Below are 14,895 nucleotides of genomic sequence, written 5' to 3' on the forward strand. Positions count from 1 at the left end.
TCAGTCCGCCGCGAGGCCGTAGAAGCGTTGCGCGGTGCCGTGCCACACCTCGGCCTGCTCCCACGCGGAAAGGCTGCCGATGCAGGCCTGGCTCACCGCGATCCAGCCTGCGTAGTCGCCGGCCAGCGTGAGCACGGGCCAGTCGCTGCCCCACATGAGGCGCGAGGGGCCGAAGCACGCCAGCAGGTGGTCCCACACCGGGCGCAGCACGCGGGTGAACACTTCCGCATCGCGCTGCATCGAGGACGGCGCCTCGGTCCACAGCCCCGAGAACTTGCAGCAGACCTGGGGCAGTGCCGCCAGGGCCGCGATGTCTTCGCGCCAGCGGGCGAAGTCCTCGCCGTCCTGGGCGCCCACCGGCGGCTTGGCGCCGTGGTCGATCACCATCGGCAGCTGCGGCCACCGCTTCGCGAACTGCAGGAGCCACGGAAGGTGCCTCGGATTCACGAGCGCGTCGAAGCGCAGGCCGAGCTTCAGCATGGCGTCCACCGCATCGGGGTGCGGGCGGCGCGCGATCCAGTCGTCTTCGGGCAGGTCCTGCAGCATCGGCCGCACGCCCTTGAACTTGGGGTGCCGGGCCATCCGCTCGAGTGAAGCGGCGGCGTCGGCGCGGCCCAGGTCGACCCAGCCGACCACGCCGCCGATCTCGTCGCGGCTGCCCGCGAGGTCGAGCATGAAGTCGGTCTCGGCCAGGGAATCGGCCGCCTGCACCAGCACCGTCCGGCTCACGCCGTGGGAATGCAGCAGCGGCTGCAGGTCTGCGGGCATGAAGTCGCGCAGCAGCGGCGCCAGCGCGGGCACGTCGGCACGCAGCCACGTGTAGTCGCCGCGCGCGGGCCGCCAGAAGTGCTGATGCGAGTCGATGCGCTGGATCATTTTCGGGTCGCCACGGCAGGTCTGCCGTTCGCCTTGCCTCTCTAGTCCATTCGTGAACAGAGTATTTACATACGAACTTTCAGCGTCAACCTCATCCGATGAGTGCTTACCCGTAGAACGAAACTTGCAAGCAGCGTCTCTTGCTGTTGAAATTCATTGGTGAACAAAACAACTCAAAACGACATCTTGAACAAGCCCTCCGACGACCAGGAACAGCAGGACCGCTACCGCGCCCCCGCGCTCGACAAGGGGCTGGACATCCTCGAGTTGCTCGCCGACCAGCCCGAGGGCCTGACGCGCGGCGAGATCGTGAAGGCGCTCGACCGCGGCCCGAGCGAGATCTACCGGATGCTCGAAAGGCTGGTGGCGCGGCAATACGTGCTGCGATCGCTCGCCGGCGACCGCTACAGCCTGAGCCTGAAGATGTTCGACCTGGCGCACCGCTACCCGCCGAACCACAGGCTGGTGACCCAGGCGCTGCCGGTGATGGACCGCTACGTGAAGGAAGCCGAGCAGTCCTGCCACCTGGGCGTGTACGACCGGGGCAACGTGCAGATCGTGGCGCAGGTCAACAGCCCCGCGGCGAGCAGCATGACGGTGCGGCCGGGCACGCGCGTGAACCTGCTCGACACCGGCTCGGGCCAGGTGCTGCTGGCCTGCGAGTCCGAGGAGCGTCGCCGGCAGATGCTGGCCGAGCACGTCGCGCTCGACGGCGAGGTGCAGATTCCGCCCGACGAACTGGAGCACATGCTGGAGGCGGTGCGCGCCACCGGCTACCGGCAGCGCGAGAGCATGCAGTACTTCGGCGTGATCGACATCTCCTGCCCCATCCTCGGCCCGCGCGGGCATGCGCTGGCGGTGTTGACCACGCCGTACATCCGCCGCATCGACCGGCATGCGATCCCGTCGCTGGACCGCGCGCGCGAGCTGATGCTGCAGGCCGCGCGCGATCTCTCTCTGCTGGCGAACGCCTGAGCGCGCGCCCTGCTCAGGCGAACAGCTTTCCGTTCAGCGCGATCCGCACCGTCTTCACCGTGAGAACCGCCAGCGCCACGTTCAGCGCGACCAGCAGCAGGATGGCGATCACCCACAGCGGCGCGCTCGCATGCGACTCGGCGTACTTCAGCGCGGCATTCGCGAGCGCGGCCATCGGGAAGCCGATCGCCCACCAGCTCGGCGCGAAGCTGGCGCCGCGGCGGAAAACCTTCGGCGCGACCACCGCGAACATGAAGAGGCCGAAGTAGAAGAGCAGCGAGGCGAAGCGATCGATCTCGCCGACGATGTTGGTGTAGGCCAGGAAACCCACCGCGAAGGGCGCCACCAGGATCATCAGCGAGGGCTCCATCGCGGGAGCGAGCGGGTCGCGGTGCACGAGGCGGCCGACGATCATCGTGAAGAGCACGAGCGCGAGCACCACGCCGATCGCGCTCGCGGCCAGGTTGACTTCAGGAGCCCACGCCATCGGCATGTGCGCACCGGTCACGGGAATGTCCAGCGTGGCAACGCCGGGGATGATCCACGCCGGCACGGCGAGCGAAGCGTCCACCTGCCCCTTCAGCAGCCGCGACAGGCCGATGAAACTCAAGGCAAAGGTCGCGAGCAGCCCCACCGTCCAGGCGAAGTGCGCGAGAGGCGCGCTGTAGGGCGCGACGATGGCCGACAGCAGCAGGACGGAGATCGCGATGGTGCCGAAGAAGTTGCCCGCCACCGGGTGATGGAACTCCGCGCGCACCGCCTGCGGATGCCGCGCCAGCTTCGTCAGGTAACCCGCCGCGATCAGCAAGAACACGACCAGCGCGAAGGCGCCGATGGCCTCGCCGACGATGGCCGGCGCGCCCAGGCTGTCGTGCGCCAGCCGCCAGGCGAGGGCCAGGCCCGACAGGCCCATCACGGAGGCGAAGAGGTTGACCGGGAGATTGCGCACGGAGCCCTGCACGCGCGGCGCGGCCGCCGGGGAGGAAGGATTGAGGGGATTCAGAGGGTCCAGAGCCTGTTCCTGCATGTTGTTCTCCTTGGCTGGATTTGCATCAGTTGGTATTTTCCGCCAGACTCACCAGGCCATTTCCATCAACTCACGGCGTTTTCCGCCAATCCCCGGGCCTTGTCCGCCATGCGTGTCGCCATCCTCGCCTTCCCCCGTTTCCAGCTGCTCGACGTGGCCGGCCCCGCCGACGTCTTCGCGGAGGCGTCGCAGCAGCTGGGCGACCGGCGCGCCTATCACGTGCAGGTCATCGGCGCGGGCGAAGGCATGCTCAAGAGCAGCAGCGGGCTGCGGCTGGGCGTGGATTCGACGGTCGCCACGCATCGCGGCGCCATCGACACCCTGCTGGTCGCGGGCAGCCCGCGCGTGGAAGACATGGCGGCCGACACGCAACTGCAGGAGTGGCTGCGGCGCCAGGCGCGCACGGTGCGCCGCTACGGCTCGGTGTGCAGCGGCGCCTTCGTGTTGGCCGCCAGCGGGCTGCTCGACGGCAAGCGCGTGGCCACGCACTGGAAGCTCGCCGGCCAGCTCGCATCGGACTACCCGCTCGCCAACGTCGAGTCGGACGCCATCTACGTGCGCGACGGCCAGCTCTTCACTTCCGCCGGCGTCACGGCCGGCATGGACCTCGCGCTGGCGATGGTGGAGGAAGACCACGGCCGCGAACTCGCGTTGAGCGTGGCGCGGCAGCTGGTGATGTTCCTCAAGCGCCCCGGCGGACAGAGCCAGTTCAGCGCCCACCTGGCGGCGCAGACCTCGGAGCGCTCCGCCATGCGCGAGATACAGGACCACGTGCTCGCGAACCTCAAGGACGACCTCTCCGTGCCCGCCCTCGCCCAGCGCGCCGGCATGAGCGAGCGCAACTTCGCGCGCATCTTCCGCAGCGAGACCGGCACCACGCCGGCCGAGTTTGTCGAGAATGCGAGGATCGACGCCGCCCGCCGGCTGGCCGAGGAATCCGACCTGCCGGCCAAGCGGCTGGCCGACACGGTGGGCTATGCGAACGTGGACGCCTTCAGGCGCGCATTCGGCCGCCGCCTGGGCGTGAGCCTGGTGGAGTACCGCAGGCGCTTCGCCAGCTGAGTGAGAGAGAGTCGAGAGCCGCGGCACGACGACAACCGGAGCGCAGCATGCAGATCGAGCCATTCGACGAGGGACTGGACCAGCGCAACATCCTCGCCTACGACCCGGCCTACGCCGAAGTCTTCGCCGACGCGCGCGCGTACGTGCAGTCGAGGCTGCCCGGCGTGGAGCTGGTGCACATCGGCAGCACGGCCGTCGTCGGGCTGCGCGGCAAGCCCATGATCGACGTGGCCGCCATCACCGCGCGCGAGAACCTGCGCGAGGAGCAGGCGGCGTTCGAGCGCATCGGCTTCCACCGCCGCCCGGTCTGGGTCGATCGCGACGAGAAGCCGTATGTCTGCGGCTCGGTGCTGCACGGGGGGCGGCGCTTCAACCTCAACATCCACGTCTGCCACCGCGGCGACCCGGTCCACAAGGATTCGCTGGCCTTCATCGACATCCTCGAGCGCCGCCCCGACCTGCGCCTCAGGTACGAGCAGGCCAAGGACCGCGCCCACGCCGTCGATCCGGCCAATCCCCAGATATACAACCGCGAGAAAGAGGCTGTAATCAAGGAAATCGAGGCCCAGATTCCCAGGGAGTGACAGTTCCAGCGACGCACCGGGCCGCACTGCCCGCCCGATGCACGGAGGTGAACCGAGATGCCCGCTGCCATGTTTGCCGCCCTGTTCTTCACGGTGGCGCTGCTCGTCACGACGGCCTACTTCATCATGGGCTCGATCCCGCTGCTGGTGCTCAAGCACGACACGCCGCTGGACGCGCGCTTCGTGCGCGGCTTCTTCAACCTCTACTACGTCGCCGCCTTCATCACCGCGAGCGCGACGGCGGTGAGCTTCGCGTCGGCGGGCCGGCTGGGCATCGCGGCCGGTGCTGCGGCACTGGCGGCGATCGCCGTGGTGCTGCGCAGGAAGGTCATCCCGAAGATGGACGCGCTGGGCACGCAGATCCAGGCGAACTACATGGACGCGATCCCGGGGTTCCGCAGAACCCACGTGGTCGCGATCCTGATCAACATCGCACAGCTCGTGGCGATCGTCTGGACGCTGATCGCCATGAGCCGCCAGGCATAGCTTCCGTTCAGTCGGCGTAGACGCCGGCCGCCTTGATCACCGGCGTCCACTTCGCGATCTCGTCGATCACGAACTTCTTGTGGCCCGCCGGCTCGATGCGGCTGTCGGTCGCCACCACGGCGCCGAGCTGCTCTTCGCGGTGGATGAAGTCGGGGTCCTTCAACGCGACCTTGAGCGCATCGTTGAGCTTCTTCAGCACCGGCGCGGGCGTGCCCTTGGGCGCATACAGGCCGTGCCAGATCGTGACCTGGAAGTTCTTCAGGCCGGCCTCGTCGAGCGTGGGCAGGTCCTTCAGCATCGGCAGCGCGAGCCGCTTCGAGGTGGTGACCGCGAAGGCCTTCACCTTGCCCGCCTGGATCTGCGGCGTGGTGTTGGTGGTCTGGTCGCACAGCAGGTCGATCTGGCCGCCGATCAGGTCGGTGATGGCGGGAGCCGTGCCCTTGTACGGCACGGGCGTCATCTCGGTCTTGGTCGCGCTCTGGAAGAGCAGCCCGCACAGGTGCGAGGCCGAGCCCACGCCGGCATTGCCGAGGTTGATCTTGCCCTTGTTGGCCGCGATCCAGCCGCTCAGTTCCTTGTAGTTGGCGGCCGGGATGCTCGGCTTGGAGATGAGCGTCATCGGCACGTCGTTGACGATGCCCAGGTACTCGAAGTCGGTCTCGACCTTGAACGGCACGTTGCGCACCAGGCTGGGCACGGTCGCCATCGCGATGTGGTTGAGCAGCAGCGTGTAGCCGTCGGGCGCGGCGCGCGCCACCTTGGTCGCGCCGATGGAGCTGCCCGCGCCGGGCACGTTGTCGATGATGACGGTGCTGCCGCCCAGCGGCTTGCGCAGCGCCTCGGCGAGGTCGCGCGCGACGCGGTCGGTCGGGCCGCCGGCCGCGAAGGGCACGACGATGGTGACGGGCTTGCCGCCCGGAAAGTCCTGCGCATGGGCAGCGACTGCGGCAGCGGCGATCGCCGCGAGGGCGAACAGTTTCTTCATGATGTCTCCGTGACGTTGGATTGAAAAAGGATTCAGGGCGCGCGTGACGGCACGCGGCTTTCGAGCGCGGGTGGCTGCCACGCGGGCTGGATGTGGCAGCCGTTCTTGCCGTCGGTGTCGTAGCGCGGCATCAGCGCCTTGCAGCGTTGCGCGAGGCCTTCGGGCGTGGGCTTCTCGCCCTTGTCGATCCAGTCGAGCAGCGCGGCGAAGAGCGCGGGGTATTCCGAATCGCTCAGGTAGCTGTGCTCGCGCTCGTTGCTGAAGCTCTGAACCAGCAGGTCGCCGGTGCCTGCCGCGTCGCGGATGCGGCGGTAGGAGTTCTCGAGTTCGACGAAGGCCGTGGGGTCGTCGATGGCGTGCAGGCCCACCGTGGGCAGCGCGGTGCGGCCGGTGGGCTGGCTGTCGGCGGCGAGCGCACCCTTGGCCTGCGGGTCGGCCGCGTAGCGCAGCACGCCGGCATTGAGCGCCGCGTCGTCGGCCGAGCCGCTGTAGACCACGCCGATGTTGCCGAAGGGGTTGCGGCCCTCGAGCCGCTTCTGCACCAGATCCTGGAAGAGCCACGTCGCCCAGGTGAGATGGCCCAGCAGCGAGCGCTCCTGGATCTTCACGACCGAAACAATGGTCTTCAGCCGCGCCGCCTGCTCGGGCGTGCGCTGCGCGGCGGGCAGGCCGATGCCGGTGCACTCCTTCACGCGCGCGGCGAGGTCGGCGCGCGTGAGCTTCGAATCGAGCGGCAGGCCCATCCACAGTGGGTACTGCGGCTCGTCGGGGCGCGGATGGTTGCGGCAGACGTACTGGTAGACCACGCGCAGGTCGAGCCGGAAGTCGTAGGCGCTGTTGCCGCCGCCGAGCACGCCGCTGGTGAGCAGCAGGCCGTCGTAAGGCGATTTGGCGCCGCCGGCCGGCGCATAGAGCTCCGCCGCCTTCGCCGCCACCCCCGCGCCGTAGCTCTGCCCGTGCAGCAGCGTGCGGTGCGGCTGGCCGAAATGGCGCACGAAGATCCGGCGCAGGCGCTCGGTGTCTTCCGCCGCCATGGTGACGCCGTAGCCGCCGCGCCGGTAAGTGGAAGCGGCCCATGCATAGCCGGCCTTCACGGTGACGGCCCAGCGCTTGAGGTCTTCCTCGCTGCGCTCCAGCTTGGGCGGGCCGGTCTCGGGGCCGCCGTGGGCGTGCATCACGAGCACACGGCCGGCGTTGCTCGTCCAGCCCTGGGGAATCGCGATCCAGTAGAAGGAACCGGCGCCGTCTTCACCGGTGTAGCAGCGGGCCGATTCGGGCACGGGCGAGGGGCAGGCTGCGGGCTTCGGGCCGGAGGGTGCGGCCTGTGCATGCATGGCGGATGCCGCACCCAGCAGTGCGAAGGCCGTGGATGCCGCAAGGCGGGACAGGGGGTTTTTCAATGACGTACTCCGAGTTCGAGCGCCGCCTTTGTCGCGTCCGTCGAAACGAATGCGAGGACGCCGCTGTTGAAGATGAAATTGCCCGGCCGGCCTGCATCGGCCTGTGCCACGCCGAGCACCGGTGTGTCGTAGTCCAGCATGGCCGCGGCACCTGCGAGATTGAAGCCGCTGCCGGCCACCGTGGCATCGTGGTTCTCGCCCTTGACGCTGAGCAGCGCATAGCTTCCGTCCGCCGTGCCGCTGACCAGGCTCTGCTGCAGGCCGAAGAGGCGCATGCCCGCGTTTGCCGCCGACTCGCGCACCAGGTGCACCGGCACCGCCGCGCCGTTGACGAGCCCGATGACCATCGAGCCGGTGAGCGTGCCGCCGGTGGTCACGGCGCTGCCGGTCGGCGATGTGGTGAACAGGTCGAAGGCGTCGCGGGTGCCGTTGTAGGTGATGTAGCCCTTCTCGGTCTGCGCGCAGGTCGTGTCGTAGATCATGAAGCCGTTGGCGGCATCGCGGCAGTATTGGAAGGTGCCGGCATTGCGCAGACGCACCGCCAGCGCCTGCGCGGTCGTGCCGCCGGTGCCCTGCTGCACGCCCACCGCATTGAAGATGTTCGACACCGGGTTGAACACCGTCGGCGTCGCCGCATTCTGGAAGGTGTTCTGGAACGCCAGCAGGGGCGCGAAGCCGCCGCCGCTCGGGGCGTTCACGCCGCCCGACAGCACCCCGCCGGCACCGAAGCTGAACACCGCCCCGCTCTCCGCGCTGGCATAGCTGCAGTTCCCCTCCGACACCAGCGTGCCGGTGCGCACCGTGCCGGCCGTGCGCTGCAGGCTCGCGTCGATGGTCACCGTATAGGCCATCGTGCCCGGGTCGATCTGCACGCGCAGTTCCTCGCCGAAGCTGTCGCCGCCCTTGTAGGTGGTGACGGCCGCAGGCAGGTTCGGGCAGGCCAGCGGGTCGCCGACCTCCGTCACGCAGCTGTAGTTGACGGCCGCGTCCAGGCTGCCGCTGCCGCGGTACTTGGGCCAGGCCGGGAACAGGCACAGAGGACGCGTACGGCCGTAGGTGCCGGCCACCGCGTCGACCGCGACGCCGGTGGCGGGCGCGAGGCCGTTCTCCACCCAGCCTTCGAGCGCGGCCAGCGAGTCCCAGTTGGGAATGAAGCTGCCGGTGCCGTGGCCCATGCCGGGCACGGTGTAGAAGCGCACGCTCCGGTCGACTGACGCCTGCCCCAGCGTTGCGACGAGCTGCTTGTAGTAGTCGATGGTCGAGTTCGGGCTGATCACTTCGTCGGCCAGGCCGTGCAGCATGATGAGCCGGCCGCCGCGCCCGAAGAAGGGCGCGAGGTTCGGGTTGGTCGCGTCGGTGAGGTTCGACACCTCGGTCACGCGCGCCGCGTAGCTGCCCGGGTTCAGCGGGTCGAAGCCGAGCGTGTCGAAGTTCGCGATGCGCGTGACGAAGAACTTCACCCACTGGTCGCCGGTGACGTACATGTTGGCGTCGGCCGACGTGGCGGGGTTGCCCGGCACCTTGCGCGTGCCCAGGTCGCGCGTGGTGAAGGGGCCCGCCACCAGCGCGCCTTCGAGCAGGTTGTAGCCGCCCGCGCGCTTCACGCCGTTGGCCAGCGAGTAGGTCGTGAAATCGAGCGGCGACTCGATGGCCTTCACTGTGTCGAGCTGCGCGTCCGACAGGCAGGTCTTGGCCGTCTTCGTACCGCCGGGGCAGCGCAGCGAGGCCAGGAGCTGTGCATTGAGCTGGCGGCAGCTCTCGACGTTGCTCACGATGTTGTCGGCCGCGCCGTCGAGCTTGTCGCACGCCTGCATCGCGGCCTTCTGCACCATCAGCGTCTCGCTCAGGTCCATCCAGCCTGCGGCGCCGTTGTTGTAAAGGGCGCGGCCCACGGCCACGTTCGACAGGCGCGTGCCGGTGTAGTTGAGCGCGGGCTCGTTGGCGATCACGCCGTCGTAGTCCAGCGGCCAGCGCTGGATGTAGCTCAGCGCATCGCGCCCGCCCGTGGAGGTGCCCAGGAAGTAGGCGTGCTTCGGCGCCACGCCGTAGCGCGCGAGCACCAGGGCCTGCGCCACGTCGCGCGTCTTCTTGAGCGAGTTGCCGCCGTAGTTGGCGAGCTGCTCGTCGTTGGCCGCGAACTTGCCGTCGGTGATGCTGCCCGACTGGTGACCCGAGTCGTCGCCGTAGGTGGCGTAGCCCAGCGCGAGCGGCGCGGGCTTGCCGGCGGGGCCGAAGCGGATGACCTCGGTGCCGTCGATCAGCACGCCGTCGAAGCCGCCGCCGCCGAAGTGGATGGTCTTCTGGTTCCACTTCTCGGGCAGGTTGACCGCGAAGTTGATGGACTGCGAATTCGGGTCGACCGGCTGGATGGTGCCGCGCACGCGGCAGTAGTCGCCGAGCGTGTTGCCCGCGTCGCTCGCGGCGACGGGCGTGGCACTGGTGACGGTGGCGCCCTGCGTGGGCAGGCTGATCAGCGAGGCCGGCAGGCTCCGGCCTGCGAGGTCGGCGCAGGACGCGACCGGCTGCACGGCCGGAGGCGGCGTGTTGTCGGGCGGGTCGCCTGCCGGCGGGCTGTCGCCCACGCCGGCGGGCGGCGTGCTGGTCGGGGGCAGGAAGGCGAAGCCGCCGCCTCCTCCCCCGCCTCCGCCGCCGCAAGCGGCCAGGGCCAATGAGATGCCGATCGCACTGGCGACGGCGAGGTACTTCGATGCAGGGCGCTCTTTGCGCATGGACTTGTCTCCGGCATGCGGCCTCGTTGGACCGCTTGTTCTTGAATGGGCGGCCGGAAGATAGATTCGGTGTGACCTAGGGTCAAATAAAATAACAAGGCACTTCTCATATCAAAAACATATGGACATACGGGCACTGCGCTACTTCGCCGCCGTCGCCGAGACCGGCCACATGACGCGCGCGGCCGAGCAGCTGGGCATCCAGCAGCCGCCTTTGAGCCTGCAGATCAAGGCACTCGAACGCGAGCTGGGCGTGCTGCTGTTCCGCCGCCATCCGCGCGGCGTGGCGCTCACCGATGCGGGCCGGCTGTTCCAGGCCGAGGCGCTGCGCATGCTGCAGGACATGGATGCGATGAAGCAGCGCATGACCCGGGTGGCCAAGGGCCAGGCCGGCAGGCTGGCGGTGGGCTTCACCAGCTCGGCGGCGGCGCACCGCTTCATGCCCGACGCGCTGCGCGAGTTCCGCCGCGCCTACCCCGACGTCGAGCTGCAACTGCGCGAGGACAACGCGGCCGAGCTCACCGAGGCGCTGGCGGCCGGCCGCCTGCACTGCAGCCTGCTGCGCGTGCCGGTCGCGCGGCCCGAGGGGCTGCTGTTCGAGACGCTGCTGCGCGAGCCGGTGCTGGTCGCCATGCCGAGCGACCACCGCCTTGCCCGTGGCCGCGACAAGGACTCGCGGGCGCTGCCGCTCGCCAGGCTCTGCGAGGAAGGCATCATCCTCGTGCGGCGTCCGGGCGCTCCGGGCCTGTATGCCGACCTGCTCGCGCTGTGCCACGCCAAGGGGCTGCGCCCGCGCGTGGTGGCCGAAGTCGATCGAATGATGACCAACCTCAATCTCGTGGCCGCAGGGGTCGGCCTCTCGGTGGTGCCTGCGTCGATGCACGGCGTGCACGCGCACGCCATCGCCTACGCGCGGCTGGCCGACGGCGGGCAGCTCGACGCGCCGCTCACGCTGGTCTCGCGCGCCGAGGAAGACAACCTGCCCGCGCTAAATTTCGCGGCGCTGCTGCGCAGGCTGGCGCAGGAGAACCCCGGCTCATGACACGGCTGGGCCGCCGCCACCTGCTGCAGCGCGCAGGCACCCTGCTGGCCGCGGCCTGCGCATTGCCCGGCGTGCTGCGGGCGGCACCCGCGCAGTGGCCGAACAAGCCGGTTCGCCTGATCGTGGTCTACCCGCCCGGCGGCGTGAGCGACGGCATGGCGCGCGTGCTGGCCGAGCCGCTCGCACGTTCGCTCGGCGTGCCGGTGATCATCGAGAACCGCCCCGGGGCCGGCGGCAGCCTCGGCATGGATGCGCTCGCCCGTTCGGCCCCGGACGGCAGCACGCTGGCCTTCTCCGCCATCAGCCCGCTCACGCTGCACCCGCTGCTCGCACGCGTTCCCTACGACCCGATGCGCGCCTTCATGCCCGTGGCCAGCGTGATGCGCACGCCGGTGCTGGTGGTGGGCACCCCCGCCTTCACCGGCCGCGGCTTCGGCGAGCTGATCGCGCGGGCGCGCAGGCAGCCCGGCGAGGTGCGATGGGCCACCTCGGGCGTGGCCACCATCGGCCACCTCGTGCTCGCGCAGGTGCGCGTGCAAAGCGGCACCGAGATCACGCACATCCCCTACCAGGGCGGCGGCCCGCAGCTCAACGATGCGCTCAGCGGCCAGTTCGAGGTGCTCTCCACCAACGTCGCCGCGCAGCAGCTGCAGTACATCGAAGGCGGCCGCTTCCAGGCGCTGGCCGTGGGCGCTCCGGCACGCATCGATGCACTGCCCACGGTGCCGACCCTCGCGGAACTGGGATTCGAGAAGGCCAACCGCGATTCGCTCTTCGGCATCTTCGCGCCGGCCCGCACGCCGGGCGCGGTGGTGCAGATGCTCAACGCCGAGATCAACCGCGTGCTTGAAAGCGACGCGGTGCGCTCCCGGTTGCGCGCGGCCTACAACCTGCCAGCGGGCGGCGGCAGTGACGCCTTCGCGCACGAGATCGCGCTGGACAGGCGGCGCAACCGGGAGCTGGTGACGGGGGATCGGTCGCAGTTCGACTGAACGCGATGGCTTGCCGACTACTTCTCGGCCACCCAGAGCCGAGGGTAGTCGGCGACGAAGCTGTCGGCCGTCACGCTCAGCGTGGCCGCGTAGTCGAAGCGCTTCGCCTCGTAGGCGTACTCGGTCTCGCTGCGCCGCTCGTAGCGTTGCATCAGTTCGCTGAGCACGCCGCCGCCGTCGATGTCGAGCCACGCGGCGGGGGCGTCGGCGCCCTCGCCCTTCGCGAGGCCCAGGCGGCGCAGCTGCAGCAGGTTGGTGGCGGGCGTGAAGCCCAGGTCGAGGTCGATGCAGTGCGAGAGGTCGGACACGGGCTCGTCGTTGAGCTTCCAGTGGCCGCGCGCGTCGCGGGCGATCGAGAGGTCGACCGCCGAGTCGCCGAGCCATCCGCGCACCGTGCCCCACTGGGTGTGCCATAGCAGGTCGCAGCGCACGCGGTAGTGCAGCTGGCCGATGCGGCCGTCTTCCAGCCGGAACACGGCTGCACCGTCGAGTTGCCAGGCCGAGGCATTGCGTTCGAGGCGGCAGGCATCGTGGCCCGGTACGTCGAGCCTGCGCCAGAGGATGGAGGCGACCGTTTGCATGGCGCGCATGATGGCACCGGCATGCAGCGCGGCGCAAGCAATGACCCGCCGCCCCGCAGGTGCCAGTCAGGTTCGGGGGAGACGATTTCCGTGCATGACGCCACCGGCAGACACCCCTCCCCCCGCGGACTCCGCGCAGCCCTCCGGTCCGCCGGCGCCGCGCTGGCTCGACTGGATCGACCGCGTCGCGATGACCTTCGCCGTCGCCATCGCGCTGCTGCTCTTCGCGCAGTGGCCGCTGCGCGACCTCGCCGGCTCCGGCAACGGCCCGACGCAGGCCAACGACCTCGCGCAGTGGCTGTTCGCGCTGTATGTGGCGGTGTCGCTGAGGCATGCCGGGCGGCGCGGCGCGCACCTGGTGGCCCGGCCCGACCTGGCGGCCGACACCGCCGGGCGCCATGCGCGGCTGCGCCGCATCGGCGCGGCGCTGTGCGTGCTGCCCTGGTCGCTGTTCCTGGTCTTCACCGCGCTGCGCCGGTGATGCGCTCGGTGGAGGCGCTCGAACTCTTTCCCGACACCTTCAACCCCGGCTATTTCATGATCAAGGTGGCCTTGCTGCTGCTCGCCGCGCTGCTGGCGGTGCAGAGCGCGCTCGACCTCCGGCAGGAGCTGCGCCCGGCGAACCCGCCAGAAGACACCGGCCAACCCGGACAGCCCGGCCCGTAGATGCCCTGGCTCGGACTCGCCCTGCTCGCGCTGGCCCTGGCGCTGATGATGACCACCGGCTGGCCGACCTACGCCGTGCTGCTGGGCACATGCACGATCGGCGCGCTCGCCGGCCTGGCACTGGGTGCCTTCGACCTCGCGCTGCTGCAGAACCTGCCATGGCGCATCGTCGGGCTGCTGGAGCACGACCTGCTGCAGGCGCTCGCGCTCTATGCGCTGGTGGGCGCACTCCTCAACCGGCTGGCGCTGGCCGGCCACCTGTACCACGGCCTGCGCAAGGTGCTGGCCCTGGTCGCGCCGCGCGCGGCCCCCGAGATCGCCGGCATGGTGCTGGGGCTGCTGCTCGCGCCGATGAACGGTTCGGTGGGCGCCAGCCTGCTGACGCTCGCCCGCACCGCCGGCCAGGGCTGGACGCGCGAGGGACTGCCCCCGGCGCGGCGAACTGCACTCGTGGCCGTGACCAGCACGCTGGGCGTGATCGTGCCACCCTCGCTGGTGCTTCTGCTGCTCGGCGACGCAATGCTGCGCGCGCACACCGAGGGCATGAACATGGCACGCGAACTGGCGCTGCCTTCGGCGAGCACGGCCAGCCGCGTCGTCAACACGCAGGACATCCTGCAGGCCGCGCTGGTGCCGGCCGCCGCGCTGCTGGTCGGCTGGCTCGCCGTGGCATGGCTAGGCGCGCGCCGCAAGCCACGGGACGCCGTGCCGCGCGAACCGCTGAGCCGCGGCGAGGGCTGGACCTTGCTGCTGGTGCCGCTGCTGATCGGCGCGCTGCTGGTGCTGGTCACGCTCGGCAGGGTGCGCGCGGTGGAAGGCGCGGCTGCCGCCTGCGTGCTGCTGCTGGCGTGGGGCCTGCTGTCGCGCCAGCTCACGCGTGCGGTGCTGTGGCAGGTGCTCGACGACGCGATGGCGCTCACCGGCGCGCTCTACGCGCTGCTGGTGGCGGCCACCACCTTCTCGCTGCTGCTGCGCGGCTTCGGCACCGACGGGCTGATCGCGCGGCTGATGCTGTCGCTGCAGCAGCATCCGATGATCGGGCTCGCGGTGGTGCTGGCGGTGCTGCTCGCCTTTGCCTTCGTGCTCGACGCCTTCGAGCTGATCTTCCTCATCGTGCCCATCGTCATGCCGCCTGTGCTCGCACAGCTCGACGACGCGGCCTGGATCGCCACGCTCACGCTGCTGGTGCTGCAGGCCGGCTTCCTGCTGCCGCCCTTCGGCTACGCGCTGGTGCTGGCGCGCGGGCAGGTGAAGCCGCGACCGCCGGCCGGCGCCCTCGCGCGGGTGCTGGCGCCGTATCTCGCGGTGCTCGCCACTGTCACCGCGCTGGTGATGGCGCTGCCCCAGACCACGCGCTGGCTGCGCACCTCGCCCACCGCGCTCATGCCCGCCGGGCCGATGAACGACGAGGCGGTGGAGCGCCTGATGCGCGAGATGGCGCCGCCCGATACGGGCGACAGCGCCCCGCCGCCAGAGGAGAAATAGCCGCG

Annotated in this window: 15 protein-coding genes; 9 read left to right on the forward strand and 6 right to left on the reverse strand. The window is 70.0% G+C overall.

The window, feature by feature from the left end:
- Positions 1 to 876, reverse strand: coding sequence for an amidohydrolase family protein (locus G369_RS0111835; protein WP_019654214.1), 876 nt, complete (start codon positions 874 to 876; stop codon positions 1 to 3).
- Positions 877 to 1,062: 186 nt separating this feature from the next.
- Here G369_RS0111835 and G369_RS0111840 point away from each other — a divergent pair, with 186 nt between their 5' ends.
- Positions 1,063 to 1,851, forward strand: coding sequence for an IclR family transcriptional regulator (locus tag G369_RS0111840; protein ID WP_019654215.1), 789 nt, complete (start codon positions 1,063 to 1,065; stop codon positions 1,849 to 1,851).
- A 13-nt stretch (positions 1,852 to 1,864) separates the two neighbouring features.
- Here G369_RS0111840 and G369_RS0111845 read toward each other — a convergent pair whose 3' ends face one another.
- Positions 1,865 to 2,878, reverse strand: a complete 1,014-nt coding sequence (locus G369_RS0111845; protein ID WP_019654216.1) for an SLAC1 anion channel family protein — start codon at positions 2,876 to 2,878, stop codon at positions 1,865 to 1,867.
- Between the two features lie 108 nt (positions 2,879 to 2,986).
- Here G369_RS0111845 and G369_RS0111850 point away from each other — a divergent pair, with 108 nt between their 5' ends.
- The 3 genes from G369_RS0111850 (at position 2,987) to G369_RS0111860 (ending at position 5,010) form a co-directional block, all read left to right on the forward strand.
- On the forward strand, positions 2,987 to 3,940 hold the full coding sequence (locus G369_RS0111850) for a GlxA family transcriptional regulator (RefSeq protein WP_019654217.1): 954 nt from the start codon (positions 2,987 to 2,989) through the stop codon (positions 3,938 to 3,940).
- Positions 3,941 to 3,987: 47 nt separating this feature from the next.
- Complete coding sequence (locus G369_RS0111855) at positions 3,988 to 4,524, forward strand: GrpB family protein (RefSeq protein ID WP_019654218.1); 537 nt, start codon at positions 3,988 to 3,990, stop codon at positions 4,522 to 4,524.
- Positions 4,525 to 4,593: 69 nt separating this feature from the next.
- Positions 4,594 to 5,010 carry a hypothetical protein gene (locus G369_RS0111860; protein WP_244164308.1) on the forward strand — a complete coding sequence of 139 codons (417 nt, stop codon included), beginning with the start codon at positions 4,594 to 4,596 and terminating at the stop codon, positions 5,008 to 5,010.
- 7 nt (positions 5,011 to 5,017) lie between these two features.
- On the opposite strand, the gene G369_RS0111865 is transcribed toward G369_RS0111860, so the two are convergent.
- The 3 genes from G369_RS0111865 to G369_RS37110 are packed head-to-tail and all read right to left on the reverse strand — an operon-like array spanning position 5,018 to position 10,124.
- Positions 5,018 to 5,995, reverse strand: a complete 978-nt coding sequence (locus tag G369_RS0111865; protein WP_019654220.1) for a tripartite tricarboxylate transporter substrate-binding protein — start codon at positions 5,993 to 5,995, stop codon at positions 5,018 to 5,020.
- Between the two features lie 32 nt (positions 5,996 to 6,027).
- Positions 6,028 to 7,395: a hypothetical protein gene (locus G369_RS0111870; protein ID WP_019654221.1), complete on the reverse strand. Its 1,368-nt coding sequence runs from the start codon at positions 7,393 to 7,395 to the stop codon at positions 6,028 to 6,030.
- Positions 7,392 to 10,124: a tannase/feruloyl esterase family alpha/beta hydrolase gene (locus G369_RS37110; RefSeq protein ID WP_019654222.1), complete on the reverse strand. Its 2,733-nt coding sequence runs from the start codon at positions 10,122 to 10,124 to the stop codon at positions 7,392 to 7,394. Before G369_RS37110 ends, G369_RS0111870 begins: the two co-directional genes overlap by 4 nt.
- A 121-nt stretch (positions 10,125 to 10,245) precedes the next feature.
- On the opposite strand from G369_RS37110, the gene G369_RS0111880 reads away from it, so the two are divergent.
- Both G369_RS0111880 and G369_RS0111885 read left to right on the forward strand, forming a co-directional pair.
- On the forward strand, positions 10,246 to 11,166 hold the full coding sequence (locus G369_RS0111880) for a LysR family transcriptional regulator (protein WP_019654223.1): 921 nt from the start codon (positions 10,246 to 10,248) through the stop codon (positions 11,164 to 11,166).
- Complete coding sequence (locus G369_RS0111885; RefSeq protein WP_019654224.1) at positions 11,163 to 12,158, forward strand: Bug family tripartite tricarboxylate transporter substrate binding protein; 996 nt, start codon at positions 11,163 to 11,165, stop codon at positions 12,156 to 12,158. The genes G369_RS0111880 and G369_RS0111885 overlap by 4 nt, the downstream gene beginning before the upstream one ends.
- A gap of 17 nt (positions 12,159 to 12,175) precedes the next feature.
- Here G369_RS0111885 and G369_RS0111890 read toward each other — a convergent pair whose 3' ends face one another.
- Positions 12,176 to 12,748, reverse strand: a complete 573-nt coding sequence (locus G369_RS0111890) for a putative glycolipid-binding domain-containing protein (RefSeq protein ID WP_019654225.1) — start codon at positions 12,746 to 12,748, stop codon at positions 12,176 to 12,178.
- Between the two features lie 85 nt (positions 12,749 to 12,833).
- Between G369_RS0111890 and G369_RS35745 the strand changes: the two genes are divergently transcribed.
- The 3 genes from G369_RS35745 to G369_RS0111900 are packed head-to-tail and all read left to right on the forward strand — an operon-like array spanning position 12,834 to position 14,890.
- Positions 12,834 to 13,220, forward strand: a complete 387-nt coding sequence (locus tag G369_RS35745; protein WP_244164309.1) for a C4-dicarboxylate ABC transporter substrate-binding protein — start codon at positions 12,834 to 12,836, stop codon at positions 13,218 to 13,220.
- On the forward strand, positions 13,217 to 13,405 hold the full coding sequence (locus tag G369_RS39405; RefSeq protein WP_244164310.1) for a hypothetical protein: 189 nt from the start codon (positions 13,217 to 13,219) through the stop codon (positions 13,403 to 13,405). Before G369_RS35745 ends, G369_RS39405 begins: the two co-directional genes overlap by 4 nt.
- Entirely contained in the window at positions 13,406 to 14,890 is a 1,485-nt protein-coding gene (locus G369_RS0111900; protein ID WP_019654226.1) for a TRAP transporter large permease subunit, read from the forward strand. It begins immediately after the preceding gene.
- Positions 14,891 to 14,895: the final 5 nt, after the last annotated feature.

Origin of the sequence: Variovorax atrisoli 110B (assembly GCF_000382045.1) — a bacterium.
Lineage (GTDB): Bacteria > Pseudomonadota > Gammaproteobacteria > Burkholderiales > Burkholderiaceae_C > Variovorax > Variovorax atrisoli.